Annotated in this window: 16 protein-coding genes; 3 read left to right on the top strand and 13 right to left on the bottom strand. The window is 43.5% G+C overall.

Annotation, left to right across the window (positions count from 1 at the left end; all coding sequences use genetic code 11):
• The first annotated feature begins 117 nt into the window (after window positions 1-117).
• Window positions 118-1,638, top strand: a complete 1,521-nt coding sequence (locus tag FTV43_RS04555) for a catalase (protein WP_096902685.1) — start codon at window positions 118-120, stop codon at window positions 1,636-1,638.
• A gap of 163 nt (window positions 1,639-1,801) precedes the next feature.
• Here FTV43_RS04555 and FTV43_RS04550 read toward each other — a convergent pair whose 3' ends face one another.
• The 8 genes from FTV43_RS04550 to hcaE form a co-directional block, all read right to left on the bottom strand.
• On the bottom strand, window positions 1,802-2,854 hold the full coding sequence (locus tag FTV43_RS04550) for an MBL fold metallo-hydrolase (RefSeq protein WP_179994954.1): 1,053 nt from the start codon (window positions 2,852-2,854) through the stop codon (window positions 1,802-1,804).
• A 188-nt stretch (window positions 2,855-3,042) separates the two neighbouring features.
• Window positions 3,043-3,951, bottom strand: a complete 909-nt coding sequence (locus FTV43_RS04545) for a DMT family transporter (protein ID WP_179994988.1) — start codon at window positions 3,949-3,951, stop codon at window positions 3,043-3,045.
• A gap of 88 nt (window positions 3,952-4,039) precedes the next feature.
• Window positions 4,040-5,266, bottom strand: coding sequence for a 3-phenylpropionate/cinnamic acid dioxygenase ferredoxin--NAD(+) reductase subunit (gene hcaD / locus FTV43_RS04540; RefSeq protein ID WP_179994953.1), 1,227 nt, complete (start codon window positions 5,264-5,266; stop codon window positions 4,040-4,042).
• Window positions 5,267-5,270: 4 nt separating this feature from the next.
• A complete protein-coding gene (locus tag FTV43_RS04535) occupies window positions 5,271-6,236 on the bottom strand; it encodes a 3-carboxyethylcatechol 2,3-dioxygenase (protein ID WP_167845747.1) in 966 nt (321 codons plus the stop codon).
• 71 nt (window positions 6,237-6,307) lie between these two features.
• Window positions 6,308-7,123 (bottom strand): 3-phenylpropionate-dihydrodiol/cinnamic acid-dihydrodiol dehydrogenase, encoded by an 816-nt coding sequence (hcaB, locus tag FTV43_RS04530; RefSeq protein WP_004976058.1) that lies wholly within the window; start codon window positions 7,121-7,123, stop codon window positions 6,308-6,310.
• A 2-nt stretch (window positions 7,124-7,125) separates the two neighbouring features.
• Entirely contained in the window at window positions 7,126-7,452 is a 327-nt protein-coding gene (hcaC, locus tag FTV43_RS04525; RefSeq protein WP_004976057.1) for a 3-phenylpropionate/cinnamic acid dioxygenase ferredoxin subunit, read from the bottom strand.
• Complete coding sequence (gene hcaF, locus FTV43_RS04520; protein WP_004976055.1) at window positions 7,452-7,970, bottom strand: 3-phenylpropionate/cinnamic acid dioxygenase subunit beta; 519 nt, start codon at window positions 7,968-7,970, stop codon at window positions 7,452-7,454. The genes hcaC and hcaF overlap by 1 nt, the downstream gene beginning before the upstream one ends.
• On the bottom strand, window positions 7,967-9,334 hold the full coding sequence (hcaE, locus tag FTV43_RS04515) for a 3-phenylpropionate/cinnamic acid dioxygenase subunit alpha (protein WP_179994952.1): 1,368 nt from the start codon (window positions 9,332-9,334) through the stop codon (window positions 7,967-7,969). The genes hcaF and hcaE overlap by 4 nt, the downstream gene beginning before the upstream one ends.
• A 281-nt stretch (window positions 9,335-9,615) precedes the next feature.
• Here hcaE and hcaR point away from each other — a divergent pair, with 281 nt between their 5' ends.
• Both hcaR and FTV43_RS04505 read left to right on the top strand, forming a co-directional pair.
• Window positions 9,616-10,518, top strand: a complete 903-nt coding sequence (gene hcaR, locus FTV43_RS04510; RefSeq protein WP_004976051.1) for a DNA-binding transcriptional regulator HcaR — start codon at window positions 9,616-9,618, stop codon at window positions 10,516-10,518.
• Between the two features lie 330 nt (window positions 10,519-10,848).
• Complete coding sequence (locus FTV43_RS04505; protein WP_096901303.1) at window positions 10,849-11,526, top strand: DUF1345 domain-containing protein; 678 nt, start codon at window positions 10,849-10,851, stop codon at window positions 11,524-11,526.
• 65 nt (window positions 11,527-11,591) lie between these two features.
• Here the strand turns inward: FTV43_RS04505 and FTV43_RS04500 are convergent, their stop codons facing one another.
• From FTV43_RS04500 to FTV43_RS04480, 5 genes are all read right to left on the bottom strand, one after another.
• Window positions 11,592-12,452: an alpha/beta fold hydrolase gene (locus tag FTV43_RS04500; RefSeq protein WP_004976044.1), complete on the bottom strand. Its 861-nt coding sequence runs from the start codon at window positions 12,450-12,452 to the stop codon at window positions 11,592-11,594.
• A 278-nt stretch (window positions 12,453-12,730) separates the two neighbouring features.
• Complete coding sequence (locus FTV43_RS04495) at window positions 12,731-14,002, bottom strand: OprD family outer membrane porin (protein ID WP_154321082.1); 1,272 nt, start codon at window positions 14,000-14,002, stop codon at window positions 12,731-12,733.
• 426 nt (window positions 14,003-14,428) lie between these two features.
• A complete protein-coding gene (dmpG, locus tag FTV43_RS04490; protein ID WP_096901305.1) occupies window positions 14,429-15,448 on the bottom strand; it encodes a 4-hydroxy-2-oxovalerate aldolase in 1,020 nt (339 codons plus the stop codon).
• Window positions 15,449-15,459: 11 nt separating this feature from the next.
• Entirely contained in the window at window positions 15,460-16,356 is an 897-nt protein-coding gene (locus FTV43_RS04485; protein ID WP_096901306.1) for an acetaldehyde dehydrogenase (acetylating), read from the bottom strand.
• 25 nt (window positions 16,357-16,381) lie between these two features.
• Entirely contained in the window at window positions 16,382-17,179 is a 798-nt protein-coding gene (locus FTV43_RS04480) for a 2-keto-4-pentenoate hydratase (protein WP_004976036.1), read from the bottom strand.
• Window positions 17,180-17,301: the final 122 nt, after the last annotated feature.

Below are 17,301 nucleotides of genomic sequence, written 5' to 3'. Positions count from 1 at the left end.
TATTGTGGTGTTGTAGTTGATTTTTTAAACAAACAAAACGGTTCATGGCCGCTTGTTTTAGAAGCTAAATTTCTAATACAGCCCACCACATGATGATCAGAATAATGGAGAACAACGATGAGCCAAGAGATAAAAAAATGCCCTGTAACGCATTTAACCACCGATGCAGGCGCACCTGTTGTAGATAACCAAAATAGTATGACTGCGGGCGCACGTGGCCCACTCCTTACTCAAGATTTATGGCTCAATGAAAAGTTGGCAAACTTTGTACGTGAAGTAATTCCTGAGCGTCGTATGCATGCCAAAGGTTCAGGTGCGTTTGGTACGTTTACGGTCACGCACGACATCAGCCAATATACCCGTGCCAAAATTTTCTCTGAAGTTGGCAAAAAAACTGAAATGTTTGCTCGTTTCTCTACCGTTGCAGGTGAGCGTGGCGCTGCCGATGCAGAACGTGACATTCGTGGTTTTGCTTTAAAATTCTATACTGAAGAAGGCAACTGGGATTTAGTCGGTAACAACACACCAGTGTTCTTTTTCCGCGACCCACGTCAATTCCCTGACCTGAATAAAGCGGTAAAGCGTGACCCACGCACCAACCTGCGTAATGCGACCAATAACTGGGATTTCTGGACTTTGCTGCCAGAAGCACTGCACCAAGTCACCATTGTGATGTCGGATCGTGGTATTCCTGTGGGTTATCGTCACATGCATGGTTTTGGTAGCCACACCTATAGTTTTATTAATGCCAATAATGAGCGTTTCTGGGTGAAATTCCACTTCCGCACTCAACAAGGCATTCAAAACCTGACCGATGCAGAAGCAGCAGAATTGATTGGTCGTGACCGTGAAAGCAGCCAGACTGACCTTTACAATGCCATTGAACGCGGTGATTTCCCGAAATGGACGCTGTTCGTGCAAATCATGCCTGAACTGGATGCAGAAAAAGTCCCTTATCACCCATTTGACCTCACCAAAGTTTGGCCGAAAGGTGATTATCCACTGATTGAAGTGGGTGAATTTGAACTGAACCGTAACCCTGAAAACTACTTCCAAGATGTTGAACAGGCTGCCTTTGCACCAAGCAACCTTGTACCAGGAATTAGCTACTCGCCAGATCGGATGTTACAAGCGCGTTTGGTCAACTATGCCGATGCTGCACGTTACCGTGTTGGTGTGAACCATTCACAAATTCCAGTGAATGCTGCACGCTGCCCTGTGCACTCAAACCGTCGTGATGGTCAGGGTCGTATGGATGGCAACTATGGCAGCTTGCCACACTATGAGCCAAACAGCTTCCATCAATGGCAAGAGCAACCACAATACCGCGAACCACCGCTAAAAATTCGTGGCGATGCAGATTTCTGGGATTATCGTGAAGATGATAGCAACTATTTTAGCCAGCCGCGTGCCTTGTTCAATTTAATGAACCCTGAGCAAAAACAAGCACTGTTTGATAACACGGCACGTGCGATGGGTGATGCTTTAGACTTTATTAAGTATCGTCATATTCGTAACTGTTATGCATGTGACCCTGCTTATGGCGAAGGCGTTGCAGCAGCTTTAGGCATGACCGTTGCCGATGCGCAAGCAGCACGTGCCAGTGACCCTGCACTTGGTCAGCCTGGCGTACTGTAATCTTTGTAGTTAAAGATCAAGTCAGTCTAAACAGCAAGACTTTAAACACCAAAACAAAGCCCCTATTTCGATAGGGGCTTTGTGTTCTATATCTATCATTGCCACTTTTCAGTAGCGTGAAAAGTAGCGTGTCACTTTTATTTAAGGTCAAGTTTTTAAAAGATTAAACAATTAATTTCTTACCCTCACGAATACAATAAAACGGATTCATCAGTTTAGAAGAACGCTTCATGGCTTGATGCAAATCTGCCTCAGGCTGATCACGTCCTTCATCAGTCAATTCAAAGGTTCGATAGTGAATTGCCAATGAACATTTGGAATGTAAGTCTTTATGTGCCTGAAAAGCATCTTCAGGATTCATGTGCATATAACGCATTAAATTGCGGGGTTCATAAGCACCAATCGGCAAAAGTGCCACGCGCGGTGCGCCAATGCGGGTTTGGATTTCTTTAAAGTGTGGCGAGTAACCTGTATCGCCCGCAAAGAAGCAATGATCTTGCCCATGCAAAATAGAAAAACCGCCCCATAACGCCATGTTCTGATCACGTGCGCCACGCCCTGAACCATGTTGTGCAGGGGTGTAGACAATTTTCACTTCTTTAAATAAAGCCGATTGCCACCAGTCCATTTCAATCACATGCAAATCAGGCGGCAAATACCAAGCATTGCCCAAACCTGTATAAATAGGCATGGCAAATTGATGATTCAGCCATTTTAAGGTGGCTAAATCCATGTGGTCATAATGGTTATGGCTCAAGAAGACGGCATGAATGGTCGGTAAATCTTCCAGTGCAATCCCTGCAGGACAGGCACGTTTAGGCCCTCGCCCCTGTTTCGGACTGGCATGCTCTGCCCAGACTGGATCGGTTAAAAAGTTATACGGTCCAATTTGAATCAGCACCGTTGCATGCCCCACAAACCAAACTTGCCAATCATCCAAACTGGCCTGTGGGCGTAATTGTGGAACCGCACGCGGCGTTGTAAAGAACTGTTGTGCCTCTTGTTGAGCATTGACCTTCCAGCTGTTCGATTTACGTTTTAGCAACCATTTCAGCAAATCGGTTTGGCTGCGCCCCTCAGGGTACGCCACAGGATTAAAAAACTGCGTGCCATCATAATGATTTGAAGGCAAAAACTGTAGCTTGGGTTTACGCCAAGTATGTGACCAACAGGCTTCCGTTGGCAGTTGAAAATGCTTTTGTTCCACGTTGTTCATGTAAGCCCAATAATATATAGCGCATCTGCCATGATGCTTTTAATCCTGATCTGTTCAGAAATAAACACAGCTTTGGTTCATGTGTTGACTCTATCACGCATAGTAGCGAAATCAAGCGGGCAATTTCCTTTATGTTTTTGTTGTTTTGAGAAAAAAGTCGTATCGGACAACAACTCAGCACTGCAAAATTAGCCTTTGCAGAAATACTGTTCGCGCCATTCTTTCCAGAAATACATCACAATACCCAACATCACCACAGCAATACCAATAAAGGCATTCATGCTGATGTGTTCATTGTTGAGCGTTGCACCCAGAATCAGCGCAATAATAGGCGTCATCACATTGCTTAAAGAAACCGTAGATGCAGTTAAACGGCGAATTAGCCAGAAATAGCACAGCATTGCCACAATAGATGACATGATCATGGTAAAGATAAAACCAATCATGGTTTTCACCCCAGGCATGGCGGTTGGAACATGCTGCCAAATAAAAGGAATTAATAACAATGAACCCAGTGCCGAAACCATTAATGAACCTGTGGCCTGAGACATAGGACTTAAAGGTGCATTGATTTGTTTGACCCAAAAAATTGAGCTGATATAGGACAGCATACTGATAAACATCAACACCACGCCCCATGGATTCACTTTGCTGTCGGCAGAGTCTGCAAAGACAAAGCTGAGTCCTGCAATCGCAATTGCCATCCCTGTCCACTGTAAGGCAATCAATTTTTGCGTGCGTAAAATCACATGACCAATCAAGCCTGCGATTAAAGGAGAAAAACCAAAAATCAGTGCCATTAAGCCTGAAGTTAAATAATTGGCGGCCAAGTAAATAAATAGCTGTGCACCAATTAAATTCAGACTACCCGCCAAATAGCTTTTCATTGAGGTGTGATCAAAAGGCAGTGGATCGCGCATGAGTTTAAGCACGCACAGCGCAATCACGGAAGCCCCAAAGTAGCGGATAATCAAAACCCACATTGGATGAATTTCCTGCACACTCCAGACAATCGCCAATGGCGTGGTCGCCCAGATGAGTACCAATAAGGCATAAATACTGGCGGTTACCACAACAGGAGATGTATTCGTATTCATCGCTTGCTCAACATAAAATGGACACTTTTCTTCGGCAGATAAAAAACAGACCCAAGTTGCCTCAGGTCTGTTTTTCATCAGTTCAAGCTTACTTCACCAATTTGCGAAGGTCTTGGCTCACATCTAAATATTTGTCTGCTTCAAAAGCAGCTTGTTTAGCAATCAGCTTTTTCAAGTGACGCATATCTTTGGCTGAGTTGACGGTAATTCCGCCGACAATCACGCCATCGGTCACACCAAACAATACGAATGAAGACTCACTGCGTTTGGAAGCATCCATCTCACCACGCACATGCCATTCTGCTGCTGACATATCTCCTACAAATTGGTAGTTAATGTCGAGTTGATCAGTCCAGAACCAAGCGGGATTGGCTACAGGATGCGCCACGCCCATGACATGACGTGCAAAAATGCCTGCTTGCAGGTTAGCATTTTCCCAAGTTTCTACACGGCGATGATTGCCACATTCACGCAGTTGTGACGCGACATCACCCGCGGCATAAATGTCTGGGTTTGAAGTTTGACAGTTTTCATTCACATGCACGGCAAAGTCTGCATCTAAACCTGCTTCAACTGCCAATTGTGCGTTTGGAATAATCCCAATACCGTAAATCACCGCATCGGCACGTAGTTCTTCGCCACCTTCTAGGGTCACAACAATTTCTTCACCATCTAGCTTGCAGTCTGCAATTTGCGTAGACAAACGTACATCAACACCTGCCAATAACTGCTGTTGCAACAAGAACTCGCTCAAAATGCGTGGTGATGAACGTCCCATCACCATTGGTCCCATTTCAATGACGGTTACCTGACAGTCTTTAAAACGTGCAGAAGATGCCAACTCTAAACCAATCACACCACCACCAATTAAGATGATACGACGACCCGCTTGTAATACAGGTACTAAGGCTTGCGAGTCTTCAAGATTACGCAACGTGTAAACGTGTTTACCCAAAGCGTCAAAATTTGGCAAACGACGTGCTGCACCGCCTGTAGCAAGCAAAAGTTTGTCGTAAGCAACAACATCACCGTTTAAGAGTTCAACGGTTTTCGCTTCGGCATTGATTTTGCTCACACCATTGCCACGGATGGTTTCCACGCCCAATTCTGCCAATTTTTCTTCAGACAGAATTTCGATTTTGGTTTCTTCAGGACGTAAAATTACATCTTTAGACAGTGGTGGACGCTCATAAGGCAAATGTGTTTCATCACCAATGAGGATGATTTTGCCTGCATATTGATTGCCGCGCAGCTCAAGAATGGCACTCGCCCCTGCCTGACCTGCCCCCACAATCACAATTGTTTCTACACTCATGGGCTTAACCTTTTAACTCGGCAGATACGATGCCAAAGCCCGCAATCCACTCACTAATATCTTCATAGCAATGCGTGGTCATTTCATACGCACCCAGTTCATCTAACGCAGCAAAAGCAGCCATCCACGAACGGACTTCCTGACCACCACGACCACCATCACGACGAATTTCAGCTTCGGTCATGGCTTCCATAGCCACAAAGTCTGCCTGTTTGAATTTTTCAAGCAAGGCAATATCCCACTCAGGGCTGAGCGGCACAGCCACAGAGGTATCACCTGCTGCAAGTTTTTGACCGACTGCAATCACTTTAGCCTGACGTGCATGACGTGCTTCAGGGCTCGGATTACGACCTGCAATTAAAAACTCTTCAACTTCAGGCGGTACTGAACCCATTTGCGGTGTTGGTGGATCGTGCGACAAACCACCTGTACCTAAAACAAGAACACGTTCATTTTCAAGATTCAACGACTTGATAAATTGACCCACAGCACGCCCCAAAGCAATGGTACGCTTGGTGGTTGGCATCGGCGCTGCAGCGCCATTAATAAACACGGGAATGGTTGGATAACGATCTAGCTGCCCTTCACACAAAAAGTGTAATGGCTGAGTCACCCCATGGTCGGCCTGCATACGATACGAATATGCAACATCTACACCTTCATCCAACACACGGCGCACCATCGCCAAGGCTTTGTCTTCAGGCACATCAATACGGTTGTTGTCTTTGCCGTAGTCCCAGTCACCCGCAGCCGTAGCACGAATACCGACACAGAAACTTGGCATCAAATCGTAAAAGAAACCGTTGAAATGGTCTGGACCAAAGGTAATGATCAGGGTTGGATCGTATGCTTTGACTTCGGCAGAAAGTTGCTCAAAGGCAGCACGAACTTTTTGTTCTTTAGATTGATCTTGCGGTGTTGCAAATTCCATTAAAGGACTGTGCGATGCACAAATGAGTTTAACGGCCATGAAAGACTCCTAAATAAGGAAGGCAGCCCAGAGAAAGGCTGCCGATTCGTCTATTGAATTTAGACTCAATTTTATTCGTCAAAAAAACCTGCACGTGGTTGACGCAAACCACGAATACCCAAACCACATTCTGCATTGATCAGAACGCCAGTCAGCGCACGGTTATTTTGACGCGATGCCAAGAGCACATACGAACCAGTCATGTCTTCTGGCTCAGGCAAGAAATTCAGCGGCATACCGCGTGCAATTTTTTCAGGATCACGTGCATCGAGTAAGCCTAGGTTTTCCTGACCTAAAGATGCTGCGCCCTTAATATTGACATTCATCGCTGAAGGCGCAACAGCATTGACACGTACTTTAGGTGCCAATTCATAAGCCAACTCTTTCATGATGCCAACACCTGCATGTTTAGATGCAGTGTAAACAGGACCACCGCCTGAAGAATACAGCGCAGAATTGGATAAGGTTAAGATGATAGAACCTTCAGATTTCACCAACTCATCCAGTGCTGCTTTTGCCCCCAAGATTAACGCCTTGGTATTGATGCCCATGATTTCATCAAAGGCTTTTTCAAGCTGCTCACCAGAAGTATTGACGATATCTGCGTAGTGATCCCAAATCCCTGCATTGCCAATAAAGCAATCCAGCTTTCCAAAACGCTCCACAGTGGCCTGCACAGCACGGACATTGTCTGCATAGTTGGCAACATCACCAGCGACTGCCACGATTTGATCACCAAAACGTTCTTTTAAGGCATCGACTTTAGATTGTGAGCGCTGTAACACGCCCACATGCGCACCTTCTTCAAGAAAGCGCTCGACCAAAGCCCAACCTAAACCAGAACCGCCACCTGTAATCAGTGCCACTTCGCCTTTTAGCCAACCCATGCTTACTCTCCTGCCATTTCTACATATAACGCGCCGTCTTCAACCACCACAGGGAAAGTTTGAATCGGGTCGGTGGCTGGCAAGCATAATGCTTGACCAGTCTTTAAACAGAAACGTGCAGAATGCAGTGGGCATTCAACTGTGCCATCATCTTCAAGATAACCTTCAGACATTGAGGCATTGCCGTGTGAACAACGGTCATTCATGGCAAAGAACTCACCACCGTTGTTGAATACTGCCAGTGCTTCAATACCGTTCACACCGCAATCCACTTTTAACGCTTCGCCTTCGTCTAATTCGTCAACTTGGCAAACAAAGATTTTATTCATTAGAAGAATACACTCAGGTTGTGTGAGTTATAGGTTACTTGGTCAAGTACAATCTTACGGTTGAAGATCTGGAAGCCTAAGCCACCTTCAACACGACGGATTTTGTCATGGCGCTTACCACAGTAAATAGTCACGTCTTTCTCTTTTTGAGTACGGTACAACAAGTAAGTCACGTGTACGTCGTATTCGCCTGCTACCTCTGTCGCTTCAACAATCACGTTGCTGACCATGTGCGTTGTACGTGACGGAGGTTCTTCAGCCCACGCCATACCAGTTTCCAGACGTGCAACACGGCGCTCAAGCAAGTGTTTGTTGTCGTTGAACACCCACGTTGTTGGCGGTTCAACTGAACGACGACGGTCACGAGTTTGTGCATTTGGTGTAGTACGCAAGGTATAAGAAATGTCTTCTGCCATGAGGTCTAACCACTCACGGAATTTCCAGTCGTCCAGCAATTTTGCTTCGCGATACAAGAATTGGCTCACTTCATGTTGAAGTTCTAAACTGATTTGACTCATTTCATTAGCTCCTTCTCGTATTCGTCGGCTGCTTTTTCAACATCTTCCCACTTTTCATGGATCAGCAAGTCTGCCCAACGGCGGTACATACCACGTGCTGCAGTTTCAGAGAAAATGTAGTTGGTGATTCCTGGAATACCATCTTCACGTACTTTTTCGTTACCTTTACCCATTTCTACAATGAGCTTGTTTTGACGTGCTTTATAGCCGCGCAATACTTTTTGAATTTCAATCCAGTTCTCAGAGTCATCTTGCTCTAAGAAACCTGCAGGACCGAAGGCACGTGTTGCAGAACGCTCAAATGCTTCTTTCACGTCTTGAGGTGCTTCAGCATCGGCAATACAGAATGCCCATACTTCAGTTTTATTTGGACCACGTGGATGCCATACGCGCAGTGTTGCAGTACCGTTCAACCAAGACAGTGTTGGGAACATGGTGTTGTGACCTGCAAGACGTAAGGCACGTACTTCGCCTAAACGCTCTTTCACTTCTTCGTAAGTTTCACGGAAGTAGTTGGCAACTTCACCATCAACCCAAACGTTTGCATCTGGTTTTTCTGTAAAGAAGAAACCTGAACCATGACCACGTGAACCATACTGAATCGCATCTTTGGCAGTTTCCCAAACAGGACGAGCTGTTTGCGCTGCACCTAATTGTTTGCTGCTGTCATCATCTGGTTTTGCACCAAGTACCTGAATCGCAGAGGCGTGTGAGAACAAAGCGTGGTATTGGTCAGAGGCAAACTGTTCTGCAGCAAATTTCCAGTTACAGTCAATTTCCCACTTGTGTACACCACCAATAATTTCTGTACCACCCGGACGACGGTCAATCACGCCATCTAAGTACCAAGCGATGTCGCCCATGTATTCTTCTAGATCTGGAGTAGTTTCATCCCAGCAACCAAAGATCAAGCCTTTGTAAGACTTCACACGGCTCACTTCCACCAAGCCCCATTGCTCTTTACAAGCACCTTGTGGATACGCACGTTCTTCTAAAGGAATATCTTTGAGTGAACCATCAATACCGTAAGACCAACCGTGATATGGGCAAGTAAATGCACGGGTATTACCACAGTCTGCAAAGCTCACACGCATAGAACGGTGACGGCACTGGTTTAAAAATGCTTTGATTGAACCGTCTTTTTGACGTGCCACAATAATTGGATCTTCACCCATGTAGGTGTTGAAGAAGTCGCCAGCTTTAGGAATTTGGCTTTCATGACACAGGAACAACCACGTACGGCCGAACACACGTTCAAGTTCTAATTCGTAGATATCTGGATCTGTATAAATAGATGGAGTGATACGTCCATTTTGTGCATCGACCAAAGCGTCGATTTCGCGCACATCAATTTTTCCACTCATGAAAAGCTCTCCTGTGACCAACAACGGCACAAAGTAAATAGACTCAACTTTTGATGGATAATGGTTTTTTAGGGACGTTTAGTGAAATATTTTTTTTGTTTCAATTAATAGTTTTTATAGATTAATCCAACATTATATTTTGCATTTAAATCGTTGCATAATGATGAAACCCTATTTACTTCGTGAATGACACAATAATTTTCACCGAATAGTTGTTTATAGATCATTCTTTTATTAATCTATAATTAGACATATTTTGAATTAATCTTTGGAATGGTTGTATGGAATTACGTCACCTTCGCTACTTCATTACCGTTGCTGAAGAACTCAACTTCAGTAAAGCCGCACTTAAACTTTATACGGCGCAACCTTCACTGAGTCAGCAAATTAAAGATTTAGAAGAAGATGTCGGCGTTAAGCTACTCAACCGTACCAAACGTAAAGTCGAGCTAACCGAAGAAGGTGCTGTATTTTTAGAACAGGCGCGTCTGACTTTGGCGCAAGCCGACAAAGCGGTTGCCATGGCACGTCAGGTGTCACAAGCCAAACAGAAAATGCTGCGTATTGGCTTTGTTCCTGTGGCAGAAATGAAAATTTTCCCTTTTGTACTGCCTAATTTACGAGTACAAAACCCAGAATTAAAAATTGAATTGCTAAGTTTGAACAACACTGAGCAAATGAAAATGATTAAAAAAGGTGAACTCGATATCACCTTTACCCGCCACAATATCAACAGTGATGAAATTGAGAGCCAGTTTGTACTGCGTGAACCGTTAATTTTTATTTTGCCCAAAGATCATCCGTTAGCAAAATACGAACGCATTCCTGTCAAAGCATTGAATGGTATTGATTTTATTATTCCTTCGGCAGAAGCTTCGTATAATCTGCATCACCTGATTGTCGATTTTGCCAAACAGCACAACATTGAACTAAACATTGTGCAAAAAGCTGACAACATTTTATTTAATATCAACTCGATTGGTATGGGCTTGGGTTGCACCATTTTACCGGGCTATGTTGCCCCCCTCACCATGGAAAATACCGTCATCCGTCCACTTGATGTAGAACTTCCACATTTAGATTTATACGTCAGCTACGGCAAAAACAGCCATTCCGCTGCGGTACAGAAATTTATGGAACTGCTCACACGTGTGTTCTATTTGGACATCAACCGCGAACAATAATTCTAAAACCACTCGCGTTTTTCAACCTTTCAAAAGTGCTTGCTGCTTGATGTAGTAAGCACTTTTTTGTGCATCCTAAATGCTAAAACAAAGCTTTAGACTTAAGTCTAAACTTATTTTTTTAATCTTTTTCTGAACTACTGCTCATTCTTACACTCAAACATTCGCATTTTTGCAGTCTGCTTTTTCCTCGCTTCGCTACCACATTTCCTGCAAATTACAACTTAAGTCTAATAAGTTAAAATAGGCACCCCATCGCTATTTTCTAAAATTAAGCCGATGATAACAGGCAGTAACACCTTTAGATTGCACATCCAGAAAGGATCAAGAATGATAAAAACACCCTTCAGCAGAATGAAAACAGGGATTCAATATCGTCCTTATTTTTTTATCAGTTTTGTGATTACCATTGTGCTGTATGCTATTTTTCAGACCCTCACTGCATGGTCATGGTCAAGCTGTTTATTGATTAGCTGGAATATCGCGATTTCCTGCTATTTGGTTTTAACCATGCGCAGTTTGTGGCACAGCGATCATGCACATATTTTACAACGTGCCCAACAACAAGATGCCAGCAAATGGCTGATTTTATTCTTGGTATTTCTAACCTTAGTGATGTGCTTTATTGCGATCATTGTCGAGGTGAATTTATTTGCACAAAGTGAGTTTGTGCGCATGGGACATTTTATTTTATCCATTACCACTATTTTATGTGCTTGGTTTTTTATGCACACCATTTTTGCGATTCACTATGCGCATGACTATTATTTGGCACTGCAACAGCAGCAAGAAGGTGGTTTGGATTTTCCCAAGACGTCGCATCCAACCTATCCTGACTTTTTATATTTCAGCTATGTGATTGGTACATCTGCACAAACCGCCGATGTCTCGATTAGCTCACAACCCATGCGGGTACTGAACACGCTACATATTATTTTGGCTTATAGCTTTAATACCACTATTTTGGCAATTTGCATTAACTTGGTCGCGAGCTTTATTCAGCACTAAATTGGGTACATAAAACATCCATAAAAAAGGATGGCAAATTGCCATCCTTTTTTACCTCACTGCGCTTAATTTACGCCACGTGCAGTTAAGTAGTTTTTAATCACAGTGTTAAATTCTTCCGCTTTTTCAACCTGTGACCAGTGACCACATTGGCTGAAAATGTGTGCATCGGCATGTGGCACAATATTTAAAATATCCCATGTACGCGATACTGGAATCACCACATCTTGTGTACCGTGAATCAGCAATACAGGCACAGTGATGTCTTTCATTTTGTCAAAGTCGAGTGGGAACTCGAAACGGTCACGGTCACGCGCGCCCACAACATCCATTAAACGGTCTGAAGCATAGTCATTTTTTGCAGAAGCAAAACGGACTTTGACCAACTCATCTGTAATCAAGTCTTTATTTACCACGAACATTGAAAGCGTCTTTTTAATGCCTTCTTCAGTCAATACAGGATTTGCATGCGCTTTGAGGGCTGCAGTCTGTTTTGCACCGCCTGTACCCATTGAGATAATACCAAGAACACGCTCTGGGTAATCCAATGCCAACTGGAATGCCAACCAGCCACCCAACGAGTTACCCACCAACCAAGTTTTTTCAATGCCCAATGCATCTAAAGTACGTACAGCATGATCTACCCATGCACGGATGCCATATTGTGTGCCCGGTGCAACCACAGTTTGACCATAGCCGATGGTATCAATGGCGATACAACGTGCTTGCTCACCAATTTGTGGCAAGTTTAACCACCAGTTTGCAGCAGCCGATACGCCTGTACCTGAACCGTGTAAAAATAGAATAGGTGTACCTTCACCCACTTCATGATAATGCGTTAATTCGCCTTCTGCTGTTTCAATCCATTTATCTTCTAAGCCAAAGAATGGATCTGTTGTATAGTCAGGGATTTGAACAGTGCTCATATATACTCCTCGTACAGTCTTTAGCTTGCGTTTGGCTCTAGGTATAGAATTTGACGTCAAGTGGACTCATTCAACATTACTTTTACAGGCTTATATTACCTGTTCACACGGCATCAACTGATACAAATTTACGATCACAACCCACAAAAAAACGATTAAACAACTCTTTGAATTTTATAAATTTAATAAAATAAAAGTCTTAATTTATATAAGGTATTTATTCAGTAAATATTAAAAAAAGAGCGACTATAAAAAGCCGCTCTGATTTTTATCTCGGTTTAGAATTTATAAGTGTAAGTCGTGGCGATACGGTGTTCTTCTAAGTCATTCGCAAAGTTAAAATTGGTATCGATGAACATATAATTAAAGCCTAAACCTTTAAGCTTACCTTCTGGCACAACATAGTTCACAATGACGTTATTTTCGTTTTCTTTACCTTCTGGCTTGCCTGCGCCCAGATCGATATTGTCACCGCGGAAATGACGTACTGTCGCTGTTAAACCAGGAACACCCACATCAGCAAAATTATAGGTATAACCCAAACTCCAAGAACGCTCATCTTTACGAATGAAGCTCGCCACAGACCAGTTGTCTAAGTAAGGCTGCGGCACCCACCCGCCCAAGGTCGGGAACATTGGGGCTTTTGTACCGTGCTCACCAAACATTTGTTGATAACCTAACTGTACAGTGTGCATCCCATTGTTGATTTTTGCACCCGCAGACACGGCCTGGCTGTCAATATTACCATACAGCTTGTCACCCGATTCGCTGTTGTCAAAATAGCGTACATGGGTATCCAGCTTAGTTTTTTCAGCCAAAGTCGTTTTATAGTTTGCAGCGACATAATGTTGTTGATAGATGTTGGTTACATCCGCATACCAATAACTTCCACCTACTTTAGGGGTAAATTGATGATCTACTCCCACAAGATACATGCCATCGTCTGTGCTTAATTTATTCGCTTCAGCAGCAGAAAAATTATTTTGAGGGAACAACGTAAAATCTTGGTATTGGTTATCATAACGTGCATTAATACCGTCTAAATAAGCCAAAGTTAATTTAGTATCTTTTAAATCCTTTGATTCTAACCATGCACCGCTATAAGTCGTTAACAATTGACGCGATGGGTCAAAAAACACCACAGGTGACATTGGTAATAAGTCACCTACTTTTAATTCAGTTTCAGAAAATTTAACTTTTAGAGTTGCACCGACCTTACCAAAATGATCTTTTGACTCTTTACCATCATGCGGCAAAACCCAGTCTGCATTTTTATCACGACCATTGAGTTTTACTGCGTGTTGAACGAGAAGATCAGCACCCACCTGAATTACGCCTAAATCGTGATAACCCGATTTAGCATCCAAGGTGACTGCTTGTGACCATGAACCAAAGTTCCCCGCAGGGTTGTCTTTAATTTGACGATCTAAATAAAAATTCTTAAATTTAAGTTGAACATTGCTGTCGTCAATAAAATCTGCCTGAGTTGCAGTTGTCCCTAAAGTTGCTGTCGCAGCAAAAAGTGCTATCCATAAATTGTGACGATGCATGCGTTTTTCCTATTCATCCAATAAGCGAATCTGGGCATCATGCAAAACTCTTGTCATGAAAAAAATCCGACCACAGTATTAAGCTTTTCTACAAATTCAGCACTTTCTGTATCGAGCAGCTTTTTTCCAAGTTTTTTAATTCTTTTTAACGATAAAAAATTAAGCTCAAAATCCTCACTAAATGAATTTTTATTTGAATTCACTGCTTAATTTAGGTGAAAAACGCTGTTATTTTTTGCATCATGTGAAGGATTAATCTTTTTTAACTTTAAACCCATGTGTTAGCGTTATTTTCTATAAACCCAACTTATAAGAAAAACATTTTAATCAGCACAAAATTCAGCACGTTTTACATCTTTCACAGCATAAAAAAGCACCCCAAACGCATTTGGAGTGCTTAATTCAAGCCTGCTTTATATTAAAAACTTAGGCTTGCATTTCACGTGCTTTAGACATAGTCAATGCCAAGTCTTCAATCATATCTTCCTGACCGCCCACCGTACCGCGACGACCAAGCTCAAGTAGAATTTCACGCGCAGATACTCCATATTTTGCTTCGGCACGTTTTGCGAACAATAGGAACGATGAGTAAACACCTGCATAACCTAAAGTTGCTGCATCACGGTCTGCACGAATTTGATGCGTCATCATTGGAATGATCAAGTCTTCAGCAATATCCTGCACTTTAAACAAGTCCACACCTGTTTCCATTTGCATACGGTTTGCGACCGCTACAAACAATTCAAGTGGTGTATTACCTGCGCCTGCACCTAAACCAGCCGAAGCCAAGTCAACACGGGTTGCACCTGCGGTCACAGCCGATACAGAGTTCGCAACGCCCATGCCCAAGTTATGGTGACCATGGAAACCAATTTCGATGTCTGAGGCGAGGTTGGCACGTAAAATACCTACGCGATCAGTCACATCTTGAGGCAACATATAGCCTGCAGAATCTGTTACATAGATACAGTTTGCACCGTAAGACACCATTTTTTGTGCTTCTTCGAGCAATTTTTCTGGAGAAGCCATGTGCGCCATCATCAAGAAGCCCACAGTGTCCATACCCAGTTTACGTGCTGCAGTAATGTGCTGTTCAGAAACGTCTGCTTCAGTCGAATGTGTCGCCACACGAATGGTTGCCACGCCTACATCATGCGCCATTTTCAGATGATCAACTGTTCCAATACCTGGCAGTAATAGTGCAGAAACTTTTGCCTGTTTCAGGTTTGGAATCACTGCTTTCAGATATTCTTCATCAGTAGCGGCTGCAAAACCATAGTTCACAGAGTTACCACCTAAGCCATCACCGTGTGTGACTTCAATTAAAGGCACACCTGCATCATCCAAAGCAGTGGCAATCGCAACCATTTGCTCTGGCGTGGTTTGATGGCGCATTGGGTGCATACCATCACGTAAAGTCATATCATTAATAATAATCTTAGACATTTTGGTATTCCTTAAGCTTCAGCAGTTTTGAAAACGTGTTCTGCAAACATTTCTGCAGTACGTGCAGCCGCTGCAGTCATAATGTCTAGGTTACCTGCATATTTAGGCAAGTAATCACCCAAACCTTCAACTTCCAAGAAAATTGAAACACGGTTGCCATCAAAAACAGGGCCGTTTACAAGTTTGTAACCCGGTACATATTTTTGCACTTCTTTGATCATGGCATGCACAGATGCTGTAATCGCTGCCTGATCTGGCTCACCTTCCACCAAGCAGTGAACGGTATCACGCATCATTAATGGTGGCTCAGCTGGGTTAATGATGATGATGGCTTTACCTTGTTTTGCACCGCCAACTTCTTCAATCGCGCCTGCAGTGGTACGGGTAAATTCATCAATGTTTTTACGTGTACCCGGCCCCACAGATTTAGTCGATACCGTTGCAATAATTTCACCGTATTCCACAGGTTGAACACGAGAAACTGCAGCCACCATAGGAATTGTTGCCTGACCACCACAAGTCACCATGTTGACGTTTGGCACTTCGCCCGCTTGTAGCAACGCTTCAAGGTTCACTGGTGGTACGCAGAATGGGCCAATTGCTGCAGGCGTTAAGTCAATCATCAACACGCCAAGTTCATTCAGTTTGCGACTGTTTTCTGCATGCACATAAGCGGAAGTTGCATCAAAAGCAATTTTAATGTCATCTTCAAGTACGTGAGGAAGAAGACCATCTACACCGTCACTTGTGGTTTTTAAACCCATTTTTGCCGCACGAGCTAGACCTTCAGATGTTGGGTCAATTCCCACCATCCACACAGGCTCTAACCATTCACTGCGTTGTAATTTATAAAGCAAATCTGTACCAATATTACCTGGACCAATCATTGCACATTTAATCTTTTTCATGCATGTACTCTCTTAGAATCTCGATTTATTCCGCAGCAAACGCAGCTGTCACTGAACCAAAGCCTTCAATTTCGACTTTAAATTCTTCACCTGGCTGTGCAACAACCATAGGACCTAAAGCACCAGTTAAGATGATGTCGCCTTTTAACAATGGACGACCACGGCGCACCATTTCATCGGCTAACCACACGGCAGCGTTTAATGGATTTGCTAAACAAGCTTTACCCACGCCTTGAGAAACTACTTCTTCACCACGGGTCATCACCATTTTGCAGTTCACCAAATCCAGATTTTCTAGCTTGACTGGTTTTGAACCTAGAACGAATGCAGCAGAAGATGCGTTATCGGCCACGGTATCAATCAAACTAATTTTCCAGTTTTCAATACGGCTATCGACCACTTCAATGGCAGGCAAGGCATATTCAGTCGCGCTGATAATATCCGCATACGTGTGTTTTTCTTTGGTTAGATCTTGGTTAATCACCAATGCAATTTCTGCTTCTACTTTTGGCTGAATCAGCAAACCTGCAGGAATCGCTTCACCATCACCATAAGCCATATCGGCAAACAACATGCCAAAGTCAGGCTGATCTACACCCAGTTGTGCTTGAACCACTTTAGAGGTCAAACCAATTTTACGCCCCACCAAACGACGACCTTCTTTTAAGGCACGTTCGGTATTCACTTCTTGAACGGCATAGGCAATATCTACGTCAGCACTTTCACCACCAAGTTCTGGGCGGATTGGCGCAATCGCAGTTTGAGAGAGTTCGGCAGTACGTAATGCTTGCGCAACTGATTCAACAACAGCAGAATTCGACATCAATGTTTCCTTAAACTGCAAAAATTGGGCATATACCCCGAGATGTTGGAAAGGTAATAATAGAAAATAGGGATGATGACCCCGATCTTGTCCATTCTCAGGACAAGCTATCCAGCTCAGAG

This window comes from Acinetobacter sp. YH16053, assembly GCF_013417035.1.
Taxonomy (GTDB): Bacteria; Pseudomonadota; Gammaproteobacteria; order Pseudomonadales; family Moraxellaceae; genus Acinetobacter; species Acinetobacter towneri.
The sequence above is the reverse complement of the archived record's forward strand: the minus strand, read 5'-3'. Positions and strand labels throughout refer to the sequence as shown.